Source organism: Flavobacterium sp. GW823-FHT04A11, from assembly GCF_058796535.1.
Window position 1 is genome coordinate 699,440 of sequence record NZ_CM179503.1, and the last position, 20,040, is coordinate 719,479.

The 20,040-nt window shown below is 34.1% G+C and carries 18 protein-coding genes; 12 read left to right on the forward strand and 6 right to left on the reverse strand.

Translation table 11 applies throughout. From position 1 onward, the window contains the following. Positions 1-228: 228 nt before the first annotated feature. The 4 genes from AC3QL1_RS03165 to AC3QL1_RS03180 all read right to left on the reverse strand — a co-directional run bounded on the left by AC3QL1_RS03165 (position 229) and on the right by AC3QL1_RS03180 (position 4,525). Positions 229-2,499, reverse strand: coding sequence for a cation:proton antiporter (locus AC3QL1_RS03165; protein ID WP_492495024.1), 2,271 nt, complete (start codon positions 2,497-2,499; stop codon positions 229-231). A 110-nt stretch (positions 2,500-2,609) separates the two neighbouring features. After that, positions 2,610-3,329, reverse strand: coding sequence for a LytR/AlgR family response regulator transcription factor (locus tag AC3QL1_RS03170; protein ID WP_492495027.1), 720 nt, complete (start codon positions 3,327-3,329; stop codon positions 2,610-2,612). Beyond that, positions 3,292-4,053: a sensor histidine kinase gene (locus AC3QL1_RS03175; protein WP_492495029.1), complete on the reverse strand. Its 762-nt coding sequence runs from the start codon at positions 4,051-4,053 to the stop codon at positions 3,292-3,294. Before AC3QL1_RS03175 ends, AC3QL1_RS03170 begins: the two co-directional genes overlap by 38 nt. A 142-nt stretch (positions 4,054-4,195) precedes the next feature. Then, positions 4,196-4,525: a DMT family transporter gene (locus tag AC3QL1_RS03180; protein WP_492495031.1), complete on the reverse strand. Its 330-nt coding sequence runs from the start codon at positions 4,523-4,525 to the stop codon at positions 4,196-4,198. A gap of 178 nt (positions 4,526-4,703) precedes the next feature. Here AC3QL1_RS03180 and AC3QL1_RS03185 point away from each other — a divergent pair, with 178 nt between their 5' ends. The 5 genes from AC3QL1_RS03185 to rpoN all read left to right on the forward strand — a co-directional run bounded on the left by AC3QL1_RS03185 (position 4,704) and on the right by rpoN (position 11,229). Continuing rightward, complete coding sequence (locus AC3QL1_RS03185) at positions 4,704-7,070, forward strand: efflux RND transporter permease subunit (protein ID WP_492495033.1); 2,367 nt, start codon at positions 4,704-4,706, stop codon at positions 7,068-7,070. A 30-nt stretch (positions 7,071-7,100) separates the two neighbouring features. Next, positions 7,101-7,400, forward strand: a complete 300-nt coding sequence (locus AC3QL1_RS03190; RefSeq protein ID WP_492495035.1) for a hypothetical protein — start codon at positions 7,101-7,103, stop codon at positions 7,398-7,400. 154 nt (positions 7,401-7,554) lie between these two features. Then, entirely contained in the window at positions 7,555-7,989 is a 435-nt protein-coding gene (locus AC3QL1_RS03195; RefSeq protein ID WP_492495036.1) for a DMP19 family protein, read from the forward strand. A gap of 240 nt (positions 7,990-8,229) precedes the next feature. Beyond that, positions 8,230-9,675, forward strand: coding sequence for an asparagine--tRNA ligase (gene asnS, locus AC3QL1_RS03200; protein WP_492495038.1), 1,446 nt, complete (start codon positions 8,230-8,232; stop codon positions 9,673-9,675). Positions 9,676-9,768: 93 nt separating this feature from the next. Continuing rightward, on the forward strand, positions 9,769-11,229 hold the full coding sequence (rpoN, locus tag AC3QL1_RS03205) for an RNA polymerase factor sigma-54 (protein ID WP_492495041.1): 1,461 nt from the start codon (positions 9,769-9,771) through the stop codon (positions 11,227-11,229). 456 nt (positions 11,230-11,685) lie between these two features. Here rpoN and AC3QL1_RS03210 read toward each other — a convergent pair whose 3' ends face one another. Both AC3QL1_RS03210 and AC3QL1_RS03215 read right to left on the reverse strand, forming a co-directional pair. Next, entirely contained in the window at positions 11,686-12,114 is a 429-nt protein-coding gene (locus AC3QL1_RS03210) for a DUF8479 domain-containing protein (RefSeq protein ID WP_492495043.1), read from the reverse strand. Between the two features lie 25 nt (positions 12,115-12,139). After that, a complete protein-coding gene (locus AC3QL1_RS03215) occupies positions 12,140-12,730 on the reverse strand; it encodes a thymidine kinase (RefSeq protein ID WP_115847924.1) in 591 nt (196 codons plus the stop codon). A gap of 240 nt (positions 12,731-12,970) precedes the next feature. Here AC3QL1_RS03215 and AC3QL1_RS03220 point away from each other — a divergent pair, with 240 nt between their 5' ends. From AC3QL1_RS03220 to AC3QL1_RS03250, 7 genes are all read left to right on the forward strand, one after another. Further along, positions 12,971-14,008, forward strand: a complete 1,038-nt coding sequence (locus AC3QL1_RS03220; protein WP_492495045.1) for a DUF8457 domain-containing protein — start codon at positions 12,971-12,973, stop codon at positions 14,006-14,008. Positions 14,009-14,118: 110 nt separating this feature from the next. Further along, entirely contained in the window at positions 14,119-14,850 is a 732-nt protein-coding gene (rsmI, locus tag AC3QL1_RS03225; RefSeq protein ID WP_492495047.1) for a 16S rRNA (cytidine(1402)-2'-O)-methyltransferase, read from the forward strand. A gap of 26 nt (positions 14,851-14,876) precedes the next feature. After that, complete coding sequence (locus AC3QL1_RS03230; protein ID WP_492495049.1) at positions 14,877-15,548, forward strand: DUF4919 domain-containing protein; 672 nt, start codon at positions 14,877-14,879, stop codon at positions 15,546-15,548. Positions 15,549-15,577: 29 nt separating this feature from the next. Then, positions 15,578-15,922 carry a HopJ type III effector protein gene (locus AC3QL1_RS03235; protein ID WP_492495051.1) on the forward strand — a complete coding sequence of 115 codons (345 nt, stop codon included), beginning with the start codon at positions 15,578-15,580 and terminating at the stop codon, positions 15,920-15,922. Positions 15,923-16,138: 216 nt separating this feature from the next. Further along, positions 16,139-17,848 carry a single-stranded-DNA-specific exonuclease RecJ gene (gene recJ / locus AC3QL1_RS03240; protein WP_492495053.1) on the forward strand — a complete coding sequence of 570 codons (1,710 nt, stop codon included), beginning with the start codon at positions 16,139-16,141 and terminating at the stop codon, positions 17,846-17,848. Beyond that, positions 17,829-19,109 (forward strand): MFS transporter, encoded by a 1,281-nt coding sequence (locus AC3QL1_RS03245; RefSeq protein ID WP_492495055.1) that lies wholly within the window; start codon positions 17,829-17,831, stop codon positions 19,107-19,109. Before recJ ends, AC3QL1_RS03245 begins: the two co-directional genes overlap by 20 nt. Then, positions 19,109-20,023 (forward strand): alpha/beta hydrolase, encoded by a 915-nt coding sequence (locus AC3QL1_RS03250; RefSeq protein ID WP_492495056.1) that lies wholly within the window; start codon positions 19,109-19,111, stop codon positions 20,021-20,023. The genes AC3QL1_RS03245 and AC3QL1_RS03250 overlap by 1 nt, the downstream gene beginning before the upstream one ends. The last annotated feature ends 17 nt before the right edge of the window (positions 20,024-20,040 follow it).

The following is a 20,040-nucleotide window of genomic DNA, read 5'->3' on the forward strand; positions in this document are numbered from 1 at the left end:
GCAAGTAACTCGACAAAGCTGACGACTTTTCTCTGCGGAATTCCTAGTGTGATTTTTCCTTGCGTCGAAATGACAAAACCACTCATAAATCACGACAACATCTTGCACGATCTTTGTCAAAGTTTTAAACTTTGACAAAGATTATCAACGACAGAACAGCACAAAAAAATCCCAAACTCCAATCATAAATTGGAATTTGGGATTTAAAATATTGAAATTTAAAAAATTTTATGGTTTCAAAATCAAAACAGAAGGCGTATTATTCAACCATGTACTTTGAGATTCAATTAGTTTTTTCCAGCTGTCTAAACTAATAATCATTAAGTTTTGAGTTTCTAAAAATTCTTTTTTTATCGTTCTGTCGTGCATGATCATAATATGATTGGGTGCAATTTGTTCGATTGAACGTATACTTTCCTGAATGTCACGCGTGTTTTTTACCTCTCCGCTCGCATCAAGAACCGTAATTTGCGAACCATTATTATTGATTAATTTCTTAGCATAATCGATTAGGAAAGAATCTTCTTTGCTGAAAATCGGCATAAAAATCTGGTTGACTTCTTCGAGATCTTTATCAATAAAAATTCCGACAGGCATCTTAGTTTTTGCAATAATATGACGCGTTCTTTCATCAAAAGGTGAATTTTCGAACAAACCTTCTTTTCCGGTAAACTTATCAATCAAACGATCCGGGTTTACAATTCTGGTCGTAAAACCAAGGATTTTTCCAAGTAATGTTCCATCAAAAATAGATTGTCCCAAACCAACTAACAATAAATCATATTCTCCCTGATTTGCCGTGTCGATAATATCAGTATCAATATCATTGGTTACTTTAAAAACGCTTATCATGTTTTGATTCAGGTTTTCTGCTTCCTGAATAACCGGAACCAGCATTTTACGTTCGTGATCTTTTATATCAAACGAATGTATTTCTGTACTTAAAGACAAATGCATTGCCGTTATAATAGAATTGTCTCCTTGTTTTTTTACTAAACTATTTGCAATTCTTAACAATTTTTTCCCTCTCTCCGGAGTTGCAAACGAAAGCAAAATCTTGTATTTACTTTTGTTTCCAATTTCCTGTGGAATCGCCGTTACTTTATCTTTAAAAATAAAACCGATAAAATCTAGCGCCGGACCCGTCATAAAAGTAGTTACCAAAGCCATAATGACCATCATGGTAAAAATTTCTGTGGAAAGAACTCCTAAGTCATATCCGATATTTAAAACCACAAGTTCCATTAAACCACGTGTGTTCATTAAAGCTCCGATCGCTAAACTATCTTTCCAATTCTGACCTACGAATTTGGCTGCCAAAGCACTTCCAAAGAATTTTCCGGTCACGGCAACAGCAATAATTACCGCTGTTACTTTCCATAAATAAGGATCATTTAGCAATCCTATTTGTGTACGTAAACCTGTAAAAACAAAGAATAATGGTAACAAAACGATGATAGAAACATCTTCAACTTTTTCTATAAATATATTTCTGAATTTATTGTTTTCCGGCATAATAGCTCCTGCTAAAAATGCTCCAAACAAAGCGTGAATTCCTATTAATTCTGATGCGTAAGACGAAAATAAAAGCGTGATAAAAAAGATTGCTACAACCGGTTTGTTCAGACTTTCGCGGGTTGAATTTAAATCTCCAACACGTTTCAGGAACGGACGAACTATTTTTAGCATAATCATTACATACAAAATAGCTAAACCTATTACATATAAAGCACTTGTAAACGAACCTGCTTTTACGATTGCAATTACAACAGCTAAAATACACCATGCCGTAATATCATCTGCAGCAGCGCAGGTTATGGCAATGGTTCCCAATTTTGTTTTTTGCATACCACGTTCCTGCACAATTCTGGCCAAAACCGGAAAAGCAGTAATACTCATCGCGATACCCATAAACAATCCGAAAGATGAAAACTCAACTCCTTCCGGTGCAAAAGTTCCGTAGATAAAATAAGCAAAGGTTAATCCCAAGGCAAAGGGAATTACGATACTGGCGTGGCTGATTACTACAGATTCATGTGCTTTATTTTTCAGCACTTTCAAATCCAGTTCCATCCCGATAACAAACATGAATAAAATCAAACCAATCTGGCTTAAAAACTGTAAGTTTCCTAATGATTCTTTTGGAAATAAAGCTGCTGAAAATTCGGGGAAATACATTCCTACCAAAGAGGGTCCTAAAACAATTCCGGCAATCATTTCACCAATTACAGATGGTTGTCCTATTTTTCTAAAAACCCATCCAAATAAACGTGCTACTAAAATAATGGTAACAATCTGTGCCAATAAAATAGCCAACGGATGCTGCAGGTTTTCTACCATCGAATGTAAAAAATCATTCCAGTGATTGCTTTCTATCTTTTTTTGAACAATGCCACGACCCACTTCAAGTGCGGCTCCTTTTGAAATTACCCAATATATTAAGGCACCAAAACCTCCAATAATTGCTACGTAAAACAAAGAGTTTTTTATCTTATTCATAACTTATTTTTATTAATTGCCGCAAATATCAGAACTGATCCTTAAGTGGAAAAGGAAATTTAAAGCTAATTTTCAATGTATGTAATAAGTCGGTAAAACTTTGTAATAAGTTATAATTTCACCTTTTTCAAAAAATCAGAACGGTAGGTTTCGCTGAGGATCAAAGTGCTGTTTTTGTCCTTTTTTTCTAGGTGATGCAGCACAATTTCGTTATGATTAAAAAATTTAATTGCTTTAACTGCGACGATTTCTTTTTTATTTACGCGACAGAAATCAGCTTCTGGCAATTCATTTAAAAGGGTGTCAAATTTTACGTTTTTCAAATTCAGGAAACTTCCATCGGTCAAAAGAACTGTTTTATCACGGCTATCCGTTACTGCCGTTTTGATATATTCAATTTGATTAAAATACAGCAGGGTTTTTCCTTTGTCTGTATTTAACTGCATAAATTTTTTGGCAGCCTGAGGTTTATGAAATCGTTCAAAAGCTTTTGAGATTGCTTTTTGTAAACGTTCCAGTTTTACCGGTTTTGTGATGTAATCGACCGCATCAATATTAAAAGCATCGGCGGCATATTCTTTATAAGCGGTGCAGAAAATCACCAATTTATCCTGAATCATTTCGGCCAGATGCAAACCATCGATTCCCGGCATTTCGATATCTGAAATCAGCAAATCAAAATCGAGATCCGAAATTTCGGCAAGCAGTTTCTCCGGATTATTAAATGTCTTTACGATTTCAAGTTCAGGAATTTGTTCGCAAAGCATTTTCAGATACGTTAATCCCGGCAACTCATCGTCCAGAAGCAAGCATTTCAGTTTTGTATTCAAGTAAATCTATTTTTAAATGAGCTATATAAATATCGTTTTCTATGAATTTATCAAGCTTGAAATTATTCTTATAAATAATGCGCAAACGATGTTCTAAAGTCGCATGACCAAAACCGCTGCGTTCTTTTTTTAGTACTTTTTTATCCGAGATTTTATTCGAAACCGTCATAAAAAAAGCATTGTCTTTAAACTCAAAAACAACCGAAATAAAAGCGTCGGCACTTTGCAAATCAGCGTGTTTAAAAGCATTTTCAATTAAATCAATCGAAATTAACGGCGCCAATAATGGCTGGTCGTACAATTTATCTTCTTTATTGATATTGGTTTTTATCTTCAGTTCAAAAAGCGGACTGATTTTAATTTTATTGATTTCGATTAAATTCAACGCAAAGTCAATTTCTTCTTCTGCCGTGACAAATTTCTTTTTGCTTTCATACAGAATATAATCCAAAACATTGGCGAGTTTATCCAGAGCAAAATAAGTTTGATATGCATGCGACTGAATCGAATTTAGAATATTCTTAAACAAATGCGGATTCAGTTTTGATTCTAAAGTTTCTAACTGCAAATCGTTTACTTTCATTTCGAGTGCATAAAAACTTTTTTCTGCATCATCTTTTGCCTTTCTGGCCTGCAGTAATTGATACATCATAAAACAAATAATGACGATTAGCAATAATAGAATCGCTAAAAAAATAAAAGTAATGGTATTGTTTTCCTGCATTGTTTAATATGTTTTTTTCGCCACGAATTACACGAATTATCACGAATTATTTTATTATAAAATATACTTAAATCTGTGGAATATTGCGTTAAAAAAAATCTGCGTAAATCAGTTGTATCCGCGTTATCCGTGTTCAAACAACTTAATGACTAGAAACAAATTTCAACCCAATAATTGAAGCAATTAATGTCGAAAGAAAAAATATCCTCCAGAAAGTTGCCGGTTCTTTAAAAATAAAAATTCCAACTAAAACAGTTCCAACGGCTCCAATTCCTGTCCAAACGGCATAAGCGGTTCCAATTGGTAAAACCTGCGTGGCTTTATATAATAAAATCATACTGATCGAAAGACAGATAAAAAAACCAATCATCCAATAGGTTGAAATAATTCCCGATGTCTCTTTGGCTTTGCCTAAACAAGATGCAAATCCAACTTCAAAAAGCCCTGCTATTATCAATAAAATCCAATTCATTTTCCTTTCCTTTTTAAATTAAGTACAAATATGAGAAAAGCTACCGTAGAAATTGTAGAAAACCATCAATTTTATCTTAGAAAATAGCGCACAAATTGTGTTAACAAAAGGTAAAAACGGCGCGATTTTTTAAGATTTAGAGCTCTTTTCACTACATTTGCATCCATTTTAAAAAATTATGAAAAACACTATACAAGTTGGATTTTGGGAAAAATTAGCCCGAATCATACTTAAAAATAGAATTACGATATTAATTGTTGTTGCGGCAATCACTATTTTCCTTGCTTTTCAATGGAAAAACCTTGCTATGACTTATACCGAAGCCAATTTGCTTCCTAAAAATCATAGCGCCAATAAAGACTATCAAAAATTTCTTGATAAGTTTGGCGAAGAGGGAAATCTTATCGTAATTGGTTTTAAAGATCCCAACTTTTTTACGCCAAAAAACTACGCAGCCTGGAATGAGTTAATGACAGGTTTAAAAAAATCAAAAGAAGTGGATTTGGTCGTTTCTTTAAACGATTTAAAGAAACTGGAAAAAGATACGGTTAACGAAAAATTTGTACTTAGTCCGTTTATTGATCAAAGTAAAACTGGCGACGAAGAATATTTAAAAAAGAGACAATACGATTTATTTCATAATTTGCCTTTTTATGAAGGATTGCTTTTTAACAAGGAAAGCGGTAGTATTCGTTCGGCAATTTACATCAACAAGCAACTTGTAAATACGGCGGGAAGAAAGACTTTTATACTTGAAAATTTAGTTCCGAAAATCGATAAATTCGAAAAAACAACCGGAATCGATTTGCGTGTTTCCGGAATGCCATACATCAGAACGATCAATGCAGACAATATGAAAGGTGAAATTGCCCTTTTTATTGGCGCTGCTTTATTGACGGTTTCTTTGATTTTCTTTTTCTTTTTCCGTTCGTTCAGAGCGACATTTATTTCGATTTGTATTTTAATTGTTGGCGTAATTTGGTCGTTTGGAACTTTAGGATTGTTCCATTATAAAATCACGATTTTAACGGCGATTATTCCGCCTTTAATTATCGTAATCGGAATCACGAATTGTATTTTCCTGATTAATAAATACCAGCAGGAAATCAAATTACACAACAATCAGGCAAAAGCTTTGCAGCGTATTATTTCAAAAATCGGAGTTTCGACTCTGATGACGAATTTAACAACGGCAATGGGTTTTGCGACGTTTATGATTACCGGAAATGATCTGCTTTTTGAGTTTGGTCTGGTAACTTCCATCAACGTAATCTCGGTATATTTATTAACGCTTTTAATCGTGCCCATTATTTACAGTTTCATGTCGGTTCCGGGAGAAAAGCATTTATATCACTTGACAAAAACCTATATTTCGACTTTATTGGATTTTGTTGAAAATGTGGTAAGAAATAAACGAAAAGTAATTTATACCATTTACGGTTTGCTTTTGGTTTTTAGTGTAATTGGCGTTTTGCAAATGAAAGTTTCCGGAAGTTTGATTGGTGAAATGCCAAAAAGCGCTTCTTTCTTTAAAGATATTTTATTCTACGAAAAAGAATTTAACGGTGTAATGCCGCTTGAAATTATGATTGACACTAAAAAGAAAAAAGGTGTCATGAAAGCGTCTACAATCCGCAAAATGGATGAATTGCAAAATACAATTGCGGGAATTCCTGAATTGGCAAAACCGGTTTCCATTGTAAATTTGGTTAAATATTCAAAACAGGCTTTTTATAACGGAAATCCGGAATATTACCAATTGCCAACTTCGCAGGAGCAGACTTTTATTTTGGGTTACGCTAAAAATGCGACAAAGAACAGCAAAGAAAATTTAATGAAAAGCTATGTTGATTCGACTGGACAATACGCCCGAATCACGACTTTTATGAAAGATATTGGTACGGATGAAATGGCGAAAGTCGAGAAAAAACTACATTCTAAAATAGATGAAATTTTCCCGAAAGACCGTTATGAAGTTACCGTTACCGGAAAAGCATTGGTTTTCCAGAAAGGAACCTCTTATTTGGTAGACAATTTAATTGAATCGCTGATTTTCGCCATTTTGGTTATTGCCGCATTGATGTTGTATTTGTTCCGATCTTTTAAAATGGTATTTGCTTCTTTAATTACAAACATTTTACCGCTTTGTATTACGTCCGGATTAATGGGTTATTTTGGAATTCCGCTGAAGCCGTCTACGATTTTAGTATTTAGTATTGCATTCGGAATTTCGGTTGATAATGCAATTCAGTTTATGGCAAAATACCGTCATGATTTGTTGCAGAATAATGGAAAAATCAAAAAATCTGTTTTCAGTGCTTTAAGAGAAACCGGAATCAGTACTTTCTATACATCAATCGTTTTGATTTTAGGATTTGCAACTTTTACACTTTCAAGCTTTAGCGGAACAATTGCTCTTGGTGGATTAATTTCCTGCACATTGGCATTTGCGATGTTTGCGAATTTATTGGTTTTACCGGCTTTGGTTTTGACTTTTGAAAAGAAAAAAGCGAAGAAAGAGGATTTGGAGAATTTGGAGGGGTAAGGTTTAAGCTAAATTTTAATCTATAAGGCAATGATATATTTGGAATCTGCAAATGCTTCTTCATTTGATAATTGTACAATAGAAAATTTAGAGATAGCTATTGAAGAATTACAACAATCAGATGAAGAACATGGTGTATTTTGGGTTGTTGATGAAAATGAAAATGTCTTAGAAGTCCACAAAGACTTGGTTTTATTTGCTATTTTTTCTGGAGATTCTGAAAATCAAATCCGCAAACAATTAAATGATATTAATCAGGTAAAGTTTTTGTTTATCGAGTTCATTAATCGTAATATCGAAAGATTAAAAACTCAAATTGAAAATTTATAAAAAAAATAAGTGAACAAATTAACGTTATTATTAATGCTTACATCAATTTTAAGTTTTTTTTGGATGTGAAAAAAAAGCTGAAACAAAAACAGCAAAATCTTGTTTTACTGTAGAAATAATAGACAAAACAACCGATTCTGAATTACTTGAAAAGGTGTGGAATAATATTTCATCAAAACTTTCAGAAAATTACGACAAGCAGTATGAAAGCGTTTTAAAATTATCTAAAGCAGAACAAGCAATTTATATAATTTGGGTTTTAGAAGGAGAAATTAATAATGGAGGTTTTAATCAATATTATTTTAACTCGAGCGGAGAATTTGCAGATTTAGCACCCGACGCATTAAAACTTGTAAAAGCAAATAAATTTGCTGAATTAGTAAATAAGGCGAATATGCTTTACAAAAAAGAGTACAAAAACATAACAAAACACCAGGATGGAACTCTTGAAGGTTTTAGTAAATCATATGATGATAATCCTCTTAATGAATTGGATGATGAGTTTTATGATTTATACAAATCAGAAAAACTAGAAGATTTACAGATAGAATACATTCGCCAACATAAGAGTGAATTTATCGATAAATAAATATGTGATTTTCATTTTGAGAAGAATGACAAAAATTAGAAATTGCAAATTTAATAAGAAACAATTGCTTCTTATGAAAACTGAAGCCCTAGCCCCGATCGCAGCGATATCCTTTTGTTGCTTTCTTTAAGCAATAAAAGATATAGCGGAGAGCGGGAAATAGCTTCTAATTTTAATTATTATCGTTTATATTTGCAGTTATTACACAACAAATAATTTAATTTCAACATTATATATAAAATGAAACACACAAAAGTTAAAGACTTATTAAACAGTACTACGACGCTTCAGGAAGTTAATGCAAAAGGATGGGTGAGAACTTTTAGAAATAATCAGTTCATCGCGCTTAATGACGGTTCTACCATTAATAATATACAATGTGTTGTTGATTTTGAAAATACACCGGAAGAAACTTTAAAAAGAATCACGACCGGAGCTGCGGTTTCTGTAATTGGAACTTTGGTTGAAAGTAAAGGCGCAGGTCAGAAATATGAAATTCAGGTGAAAACGCTTGAAATTCTTGGAGATTCTGATGCGGAAAAATTCCCAATGCAGCCTAAAAAACACTCTTTAGAATTTTTGAGAGAAAATGCACATTTACGTGTTCGTACAAATGCTTTTGGGGCGATTATGCGTGTGCGTTCGGTATTGTCATTTGCGGTTCACAACTATTTTCAACAAAAAGGTTTTGTTTACGTAAATACGCCAATTATCACGGGAGCTGATGCTGAAGGTGCCGGAGAAATGTTTCAGGTAACTTCTTTGCCATTGGATAATCTTCCAAAAACAGAAGAAGGAAATATTGATTTCAAAAAAGATTTCTTTGGAAAACATACGAACTTAACAGTTTCAGGACAATTAGAAGGGGAAACTTTTGCAATGGCTTTGGGTCAGATTTATACGTTTGGACCAACTTTCAGAGCAGAAAATTCAAATACTTCCCGTCACCTGGCTGAGTTTTGGATGATTGAGCCGGAAGTTGCTTTCAATGATTTGGACGACAACATGGATTTGGCTGAAGATTTTATTCAGTATGTAATTAAATATGCTTTAGACAACTGTAAAGATGATTTGAAATTTTTGGAAGGAAGACTTTTAGAAGAAGAAAAATCAAAACCTCAGGCAGAAAGAAGCGAAATGGCTTTGTTAGAGAAATTAAATTTTGTTTTAGAAAACAATTTTAAACGTGTTTCTTATACGGAAGCTATTGATATTTTGAGAGATTCGACTCCAAATAAAAAGAAAAAATTCAGTTATATCATCGAAGAATGGGGAGCTGATTTACAATCTGAACACGAGCGTTACCTTGTTGAAAAACACTTTAAATGTCCGGTAATTTTATATGATTACCCGGCAAACATTAAAGCGTTTTACATGCGTTTGAATGATAACACAGAACCAGGAAGAGAAACGGTTCGTGCGATGGATATCCTTTTCCCTGGAATTGGGGAAATCGTTGGAGGTTCTGAAAGAGAAGAGCGTTACGATGTTTTGGTTGAAAAAATGAAAGCCTTAAACATCGACGAAGAAGAATTATACTGGTATTTAGACACCAGAAGATTTGGTTCTGCAACTCACGCAGGTTTCGGTTTAGGATTTGAGCGTTTGGTATTGTTTGTAACAGGAATGACAAACATTAGAGACGTGATTCCTTTTCCAAGAACTCCTGGAAGTGCAGAGTTTTAAGAAAAGTTTAATCGGTTAATCGTTCATTCGGTTAACCGATTTTCACGAATTAACGAATTGACGATTAAACAAATAAACGATTAAACATTATAAATGCTAAAGCAATTTTTAAATTTAAAATTATCACAAAAATTATCTCCACAGCAAATTCAGCTGATGAAGTTAATTCAATTGCCTACGCAAGCTTTTGAGCAACGTTTATTAGAAGAAATGAACGAAAATCCGGCTTTGGAAGCTGGAAAAGAAGATGAATACGAAGCAGATGAATTTGCAAATGAAGACTACGACGATTATGATGATGCAGAATCTGACAGAATCGAAGCAGACGATATTAACATTGACGAATACTTAAGCGACGACGATACGCCGGACTATAAAACTCAGGTGAATAATTATAGTGAAGACGAAGAGCGAGAAACACCTTTTGCTTCGCCAATCAGTTTTCATCAGGATTTAATCAATCAGCTGAATACTTTTATTTTGAATGATGAAGAACGCGAAATCGCCGAATTCCTTGTTGGAAGTATTGATGATATGGGTTACATCCGCAGAAGCATTCCGGACATGGTAGACGATATGGCTTTTACTCAGGGTATTTATACCGATGAGAAAATGGTCGAAAAAATGCTGCATGTTATTCACGAACTGGAACCTTCGGGAGTTGGAGCGCGTGATTTACAAGAATGTTTGTTATTACAATTAAAGCATAAAACACCAACGGAATATGTTGATCTTGCGATTGATATTATTGAAAACCAGTTTGATGCTTTTACCAAGAAACATTACGATAAATTATTGCAGAAATACAGTGTTTCAAACGAACAGCTTAAAAAAGCGATTCACGAAATAGAAAGACTAAATCCAAAACCGGGCGGATCTTACACCGGAAATAATAAAGTTACCGAAAATGTGGTTCCTGATTTTGCCATCAGAATTGTTGACGGCGAACTTGAACTGACTTTAAACGGAAGAAATGCTCCTTCTCTGCACGTTTCTAAGGATTATCAGGAAATGATGCAGACATATAAGGATTCTCGTGATAAATCAACGGCTCAGAAAGATGCAGTTCAGTTTATCAAGCAAAAACTGGATTCGGCCAAATGGTTTATTGATGCAATCAGACAGCGTCAGGAAACGCTTTTTGTAACGATGAATGCGATTATGCATTATCAGGAAGAATTTTTCTTAGACGGCGACGAAACCAAATTAAAGCCAATGATCTTAAAAGATATTGCAGATATGGTTGGTTTGGATATTTCGACAATTTCACGTGTTGCCAACAGCAAATACGTTGAAACACCATACGGAACAAAACTGATCAAAGAATTTTTCTCTGAAGCGATGAAAAATGACCAGGGTGAAGATGTTTCGACTTTAGAAATCAAAAAAATCCTTAAGAATACAATTGAAGAAGAAGACAAAAAGAAACCGCTTCCAGACGATCAATTGGCAGAAATTCTAAAAGAAAAAGGATATCCAATTGCCAGAAGAACTATTGCCAAATACCGTGAACAGCTTGATATTCCGGTGGCGAGAATGAGAAAGAAAATATAGGTTTTGTTTTTTTTACCATTAAGAGATTAAGAAAAATTAAGCTTAACACATACAGCAAACCCGACAGGTTTTAAAAACCTGTCGGGTTTCGTTTATAAAAACTTTACCAAATTAAAGAAGTTTCAAGTTATGTCAGGTTTAGCGTCCCGAAATTTCGGGAGAAGCCCTTTTGTACAAATCCAGCCTTCGACTTCGCTCAGGATGACAGTCGTTTTCAAATAGTAAACCCGACAGGTTTTTAAAACCTGTCGGGTTTCGTTTATAAATACTTTCAAAATTATAGAAATTTCAAGGTATGTCAGGCTGAGCGAAGTCGTTGTCAGGCTGAGCGAAGTCGAATCCCACGTTCCAATTGGCGCGCCCTTCAACTTCGCTCAGGGTGACAAATATTTCCAAAAACAAAAAACCCGACAGTTTTAAAAACTGTCGGGCTTTATATTATATCTAATCTCTTAATTATTTATACTGTTGCGGCGTTATTACAACTTCAAATAGATATTCATTTTTTAGATCCTTGTAATTATAAATCAAAGTATAATTATTATCGCGAAATACTTTAAGTCCGGGATTTTCTTTGGTTGTACTAATCAGGCTTTCTTCAATATTTTTTTTAATAACATCAATTTCTGCGGTTTCTTTCTTAACATTTACCAAAGTCAAATTGTACTGAACAACTTTTTCTTTGGGAAGACTTACGCTTTCTAACTGAATTCCATCCTGAATTATTAAAGGACAATTTTCATTGTACTTGGCTATCAATTCAGTCATTTCTTTATCTGCGACAGGATCTTTAAAAGAATAAAACAAAACTAACGTCAATGATAATGCGACAATGGCACTTATTACTAAAACAATTAATCTCTTTTTCTTTGTAGGCTGTTGCATATTTTAAATTATTTGATGGTCAAGATTATTTTTCCTGGCTTTTTTTCATTGCATTATAATAAGCTGCACGGCTTAGCGGCTCGTATTCTTCAGTTTCGCCAAGCATTACTAATTTATCATTATCTGTTTTACGGAAGCTATAATTGGCAAGATTTCCTGTTCTGGTACAAACAGCGTGCACTTTTGTCACATATTCTGCTGTAGCCATAAGTGCCGGCATTGGACCAAAAGGATTTCCTTTAAAATCCATATCAAGTCCTGCAACTATTACTCGAATTCCCTGATTAGCAAGATCATTACAAACAGTAACTATCTCATCATCAAAGAACTGAGCCTCATCAATTCCGATAACATCGCAGCCTTGTGCTAAAATTGCGATATTGGCAGCAGCCGGAACCGGAGTGGAGCGAATTTCGTTGGCATCGTGCGATACCACCATTTCGTCATGATAGCGGGTATCAATAGCGGGTTTAAAAATTTCGACTTTTTGTTTGGCAAATTGGGCGCGTTTTAATCTGCGGATTAACTCCTCGGTTTTACCCGAAAACATTGATCCACAAATAACTTCAATCCAACCAAATTGTTCTTTGTGATTTACTGTATTTTCGAGAAACATTTTGTATTTTTCTACCTTTTAAAATGAATAGTTTTTATTACTTTGTACTGGTAATAAATTGACGCAAATTTTTGACGTTTTTACGTTTTTTCAAAAGTAGAAAATTTTTATCAAATCGAAGATTCGCAAATGCTTATTAACAGAAAATAAAAAATAGTTCTGCGTATTTTCCTTCACAAATAAAGACATTCAAAATACAGAATATATAAAATATCCTAATTCACTATAATTTCAACAGTTATGAAAAAAAAATTGGAAGCCGATCTAATCAGCATTGCACATCGAATTTTAAAGCTCAAAAATAAATCCGATATCAATCAATTATATCTTGAAACGCAGAAATTATACGAGAAGTTAGCTATTTTAAAATTTGTAGATGAAAATTTCGACGACGTAAAACCAACTATTGGATACAGCGAAATAGAATCTAAAGTAGAAAGTATTTTTGATAAAGAAGAAAATCTTCCTGTTGAAACTAAAGTTGAAGAAACACTTCCGGCCGTTGAAGAGGCTGAAGAAACTGTAGTCGAAGCAGAAGTTACTCCTGAACCTGAAATTGTTGAAGAAACTCCGGAAGAAATAGTGGCTGAAATTCCCGAAGAAGTAATTCCGGAACCTGTTGCTGAAACTATTCCAGAACCAATCGCTGAAAAAGTTGAAGAACCTATAGTTGAAAAAACAAAAGAACCGGCTGTTGAAGAGAAAAAAGAAACGGCAACGGAACTTTATTTCAGAACCATTAGCGAATCAAAACCAATTCCTGATTTTAAACCTGCTTTTGAATTAGACAGAGAAGAAATAAAAGAGGAAACAAAAGAAGAACCGAAAGTTGAAACTTCAAAAAAACCAGATCCGGTTCATATTTCATTTGAGGATATTTTAGGCGTTAATTATGCTGATGCCCAATTTGTAAAAGTAGACAGTTTTGATAATGTTCCTCCTACTCCAACGCCGTCAATAAATGAATTTAAGGAAGCTAAAACCGCTTCTGAAACTGCAACTATAGAGTCTGAGAAACCAAAATCAGTTCCGTTAAACGAGAAACTGGCAAAAGGTTTTCACATTGATTTGAATGACAGAATTGCTTTTACCAAAAACCTTTTCGGAAATAGTACCGAAGATTACAGCCGCGTTTTAAACCAGTTATTAACTTTTGATACTTATGGTGAAGCAAAAGATTTTATCGAAAACATGGTAAAACCGGATTACAATAACTGGGAAGGAAAAGACGATTACGCAGAACGTTTTCTGGGAATTGTCGAGAAAAAATTCTCATAAAGAATAAAACAGAGATTTCACGAATTATCACGAATCTTTTCTTTGTGAAATTTTTACAGGCACTTAAAATTTGTGTCAATTAATGAAATTCGTGGTATAAAATAAAAACTATGTCTAAATTATATATCGTTCCAACGCCTATTGGCAATCTTGAAGACATGACTTTTCGTGCCATTCGCATCCTGAAAGAAGTCGATTTGATTTTGGCCGAAGACACCAGAACGAGTGGCAAATTGTTGAAGCATTTTGAAATTGGCACGCACATGCACAGCCATCACATGCACAACGAACACAAAACAACCGAAAATTTAATTGCGCGTTTGAAAGCCGGCGAAACCATCGCTTTGATTTCAGATGCGGGAACTCCGGCGATTTCTGATCCCGGATTTTTATTGACGCGCGCTTGTGTCGAAAATAAAATTGAAGTAGAATGTTTACCCGGAGCGACAGCTTTTGTTCCAGCACTTGTAAACAGCGGACTACCAAATGATAAATTTGTTTTTGAAGGTTTTCTGCCTGACAAAAAAGGACGTCAAACTCGATTTTTAGCTTTAGCCGAAGAAACCAGAACGATGATTTTATACGTTTCACCTCATAAACTCGTTAAGACTTTAGCTGAATTTATTCAATATTTTGGAGAAGACAGACAAGTTTGTGTTTCGCGTGAATTATCAAAAATGCACGAAGAAAATGTTCGCGGAACGGCAAGAGAAGTTTTAACTCATTTTGAAAAAACAGCACCACGCGGCGAAATCGTAGTTGTGGTTGCCGGAAAAACAATAACAAAAGAACCTAAGAAAAGTAAGTTTTCGAAGGAGCAAGAAGACGAAAAAGAAGAGTAAATTATTTATGCTACAGATTAAAAAAGATGACAAAATACGCATACTTATTAATTGCCTTATGCTTCTTTGAAATTTCATTTGGTCAAAATGAAATTAATGTGAATTTTGATGAAATAAAATTGAAAGTAGAAAATGTGAATTCAGAAAACTACTATCCAAAACTTTTAAAAAGGTTCAATGAGTTTGATTCAACATTATCATTAGAAGAAAACATGCTCATTTACTATGGTTTTTCATTTCAAAAAGATTATCTAAATAATAAGCCAACAGAAGAACAGTTAGAGACCTTGACCAATAATGAAGAATATGAAAAACTAAAAATAGAATGTCAAAAAATCCTTAACAAAAATCCAGTAAGTTTAGTTGCAAATAATAAAATGGGTTATGCCTTATTTAAGTTAGGAAAACCTGAATCTGAATGGAAAAAATATCAAAAAAGATATAGAGATTTCAGAAAAGTAATAGCTTCCAGCGGTAACGGCTTGAGCTGTGATTCAGCATTCAAAGTCATCTACGTTTCTGATGAATATAATATGATTTACGACTATTTTGAAATTTCGAAATTAGGTTCCCAATCATTATCTGGATTATGTGATAAGTTCTCAAATGAACCAAGTAAGTTCTATAAAGCTAAAGAAATTTATTTTGACGCTTCAAGATCACTTATTCGACACGAAGAGATAATTAGCAAAAATTAAAATTTAAAAAAAATAAAAGCATAAATAACATGAGCATTCAAGCCTTTTTAGAAAAAGTAAAACAAACTCCAAAAGAAATAACATTCCCGGAAACTATTGCAGTAATTGAGGAAAATTACAACTTTACTCCAACAGCTTTTCAAAACGGAACTCAGCATAATGCAGCTGGAGAAAACTCAGGTTCTTGTAAATTATTTTCTTTCGCAAAGTTGCAAAACTTAAACAAAGAAGAAACTTTAGCGTGTTTTGGAGCTTTTTATTTTGAAGAAGTTTTGGGAGATCCAAACGGAACAAATCACCAAAACATTAGAAATTTCATCAACTTGGGCTGGGACGGAATTAAATTTCAAGGAAATGCTTTAGAAGCAAAATAATTTTAGATTTCCCTAAGTCTGCTTAACCCTGAAACCTGAATCATAAAACCTTTGTCAAAGTTTTAAACTTTGACAAAGGCAAAACCAAAGATTATCACAGATTAAAAAATCCTTTTAAATCTTTTAATCTGTGGCAACAAAAAAAATAAATATCAGATTAAACGATTTTGGATTTCTCCAATCTAAAATCTAAAATCAAAAATCTACAATAAAAAAATGCGTTGGACATTAAAACCAAAACCTTCTGAAGATAAAATCAAACATTTGGCGCAAGCCCTAAATGTAGAAGATTTTGTAGCAACACTTTTGATTCAGCGTGGCATTGAAACTTTTGACGATGCCAAAAATTTCTTCCGCCCTTCATTAGAACATCTTCATGATCCGTTCCTGATGAAGGATATGGATAAAGCAGTGGCCCGAATTGAACTGGCCATCGAAAATGAAGAAAACATTCTGGTTTTTGGTGATTATGATGTCGACGGAACAACGGCAGTTTCTTTGGTTTCAGCGTATTTAAAATCACATTATCCTAACATTGCCACTTATATTCCGGATCGTTATGACGAAGGTTACGGAATTTCTTTTAAAGGAATTGACTTTGCCGATGACAATGGATTCTCCTTAATTATTGCACTCGATTGTGGTATTAAATCCATAGATCATATCGCCTACGCGAAAGAAAAAAACATTGATTTTATTATTTGCGATCACCACAGACCAGGAGAATTTCTTCCGGATGCAGTTGCGATTTTAGATCCAAAAAGAGAAGATTGTAATTATCCGTATGATGAATTATGTGGTTGCGGCGTTGGATTTAAATTGATTCAGGCGTTAGGACAAAACCGAAATGAAACAACCGAAGATTTGGTTCAGTATCTGGATTTGGTCGCTACGGCAATTGCAGCAGATATTGTTCCGATAACGGGTGAAAATCGCGTTTTGGCTTATTTCGGATTGCAGGTTATCAATAGCGAACCAAGACCGGGAATTAAGGCTTTGGTTCATCAGATAAAAAAGAAAACACTGGATATTACAGATGTTGTTTTTATTATTTCGCCAAGAATAAATGCAGCGGGAAGAATCAAACATGGCAATCATGCGGTTGAATTACTGACTGAATTCAACTTTGAACAGGCACAACAATTTGCTTCAGAAATTGAACAATACAATTCTGACCGAAAAGATTTAGATAAAAGAATCACCAAAGAAGCTTTTCAGCAAATTTTGGAAAATCAGGAAGAAGAACGCTTTTCGACCGTTGTTTTTCAGGAAGACTGGCACAAAGGCGTGATCGGAATTGTCGCTTCAAGATTAATCGAAACCTATTATCGTCCCACTTTGGTGTTTACCAAAAGCGGCGATAAATATGCTGCTTCGGCAAGATCTGTAAAAGGTTTTGATGTTTACAATGCTTTGGATGCGTGTGCTGAACATTTAGAACAATTTGGAGGACATATGTATGCCGCGGGAATGACCTTGAAAGCCGAAAATTATCCCATTTTCAAAGAGGCTTTTGAAAAACAAGTTTCAGCCACCATTTTACCCGAAATGCGAACTCCGGAGATCGAAATTGATGCCGAAATTAATTTTACTGATATTACTCCAAAACTGATTCGGATTTTAAAACAATTTGAGCCTTTTGGACCTCAAAACATGACGCCTGTATTTATGACTAAAGATGTAAAAGATACAGGTTATGCCAAAACACTTGGTGCAGACGAAGAACATTTAAGGCTTTTTGTCAAACAATTTAATTCAGACGGAATCGCAGCAATTGGTTTTGGACTTGGAAAAAAAATAGATATTACAAAAAATCAAAATAACTTTCAGCTAGCTTATTCGCTGGCTGAAAACGAATGGAACGGAAACGTTTCGACACAACTAATGCTTAAAGATATTAGAACAAATGAAAGACCAGACAACTAAAAGAGATCCTTATCAGGCTTTACGTTACAGAGAATTTAATGTGTTTTTATTATTGCGTTTTGCTATGGTTTTTGCCTGGGCGATGCAATTTATCGTAATCGAATGGGAAGTCTACAGCTTAACTAAAAACCCGCTTTCGTTAGGAATTATTGGCTTAATGGAAGTAATTCCTGCTGTTGGAATGGCATTATTTGCCGGACATATTGTCGATCAAAAGGAAAAAAAGGGATTATTGGTAAAATGTATTCTGGGATTTTCTGTAATTAGTTTTGGATTATTTTTATTGACCTGGCCAAAAGTGGTTGGTGATTTATCTCCAACTGTTATTTTATATTCCATTTATACTTTAGTTTTTTTGGGCGGATTAGTCAGAGCTTTTCTTGGTCCGACTATTTTCTCTCTTCTGTCACTTATTATTCCTAAAAAAGCATATCCAAATGCAGCGACCTGGAGCAGTTCAGTTTGGCAAATCGGAGCCGTTATGGGACCGGCGCTGGCTGGATTCTCCATTAACTGGATTGGCGTTCACTGGTCAATGTGTCTTGTTTTTGGATTCTCGATTCTTTCTTTAATTGCTTTATCACAAATTAGTAAAAAACCAATCACAAATCCAAAGATTGGAGAATCAATAAAAGACAGTCTTACAGAAGGTTTAACTTTCGTATTTAGAAACCAAATAGTTTTAGGCGCCTTATCGCTTGACATGATTGCTGTACTTTTTGGAGGCGCTGTAGCTTTATTGCCTGTTTTTGCCCAGGATATCTTAAAAGTTGGCGCAGAAGGTTTTGGTATATTAAGAGCTGCTCCTGCAGTAGGAGCTTTCATTACAATGCTCGTTTCTGCTTATGTACCTTTGTATAAAAATGCAGGAAAGAAACTTTTAGTTGCCATATTTGTTTTCGGATTATCGATCATTTTATTTGGTCTTTCTACGTCATTCTGGCTTTCTGTTTTCGCTTTATTTTTGAGCGGACTTGCTGACGGAATTTCTGTAGTAATTCGTCAAACAATTTTACAGCTTAAAACTCCCGATCATATGCGCGGACGTGTTGGTGCTGTAAATTCGATTTTTGTTGGATCTTCTAATGAATTAGGTGCTTTTGAAAGTGGTGCAACAGCAAAATTAATGGGAACTGTAACATCTGTTGTTTTTGGAGGAAGTATTACACTTTTGACTGTTATTGTAACCGCATTAAAATCGCCTACATTTAGAAATCTCGATCTTAATAAAGATATGGATGATCATCACAATGCGGAATAATGAAAGAACTATTAGTAGCTTTCTTTTTTATAATGTCTGTTTTTGCGACAGGACAAAATCTCTACATCAAAACATACGGAAATAAAAAAGACAAAGCGATAGTTTTTATTCATGGTGGCCCAAGCGGTAATTCGACTTTATTTGAAGCTACAACAGCTCAAAAATTAGCCGACAAAGGTTTTTATCTATTGGTCTATGATCGAAGAGGCGAAGGAAGATCAACAGATCCTGATGCAACTTTTACTTATGAAGAAGCTTTTCAGGACTTAAATTCTATTTTAAAAAAATATGATTTAAAAAGCGCAACCTTAATCGGTCATAGTTTTGGCGGATTAGTGGCTACGCTTTATACTTTAAAATATTCTCAAAAAGTGAATTCTCTTGTTCTCGCAGGCGCATTATTTTCTCAACAGGAAACTTATGATCATATTTTGAATTCGGTTTCAAAAACAGCATCGCAAAAAGGTGATTCAACTCCATTAGATAAAATAAAGGCGATCAAAAAACTCAATAAAAATTCTGCTGAATATCGAAAAGCATGTTTTGATTTAGCTGGTGAAAATGATTATTTTAAAATGCCGAATTCAACTTCAGAATCAAAAAAATTATATGCAGATTACGAAGCAAGTGAATTTCATAAAACCAACATTAGAAATAAAAATGCTCCGTTGCTTTTTTATCGAAATGAAAAGCAAAATAATATTGACAGTCAACCTTTTTTAAAGGGAATAAAGGCAAAAGGAATTCCAATTTATGCTATTTACGGAAAGCAAGACGGAATTTTTTCCAATAAACAGATTTCTTCAATAAAAAAGATAGCTGGCGAAAATCATTTTGCATTACTTGAAAACTGCTCTCATTATCTCTTTGTAGATCAGCAAGATAAATTTATTTCAAACACAAAACTGGCTTAAATAAGGTTTTAATTTCG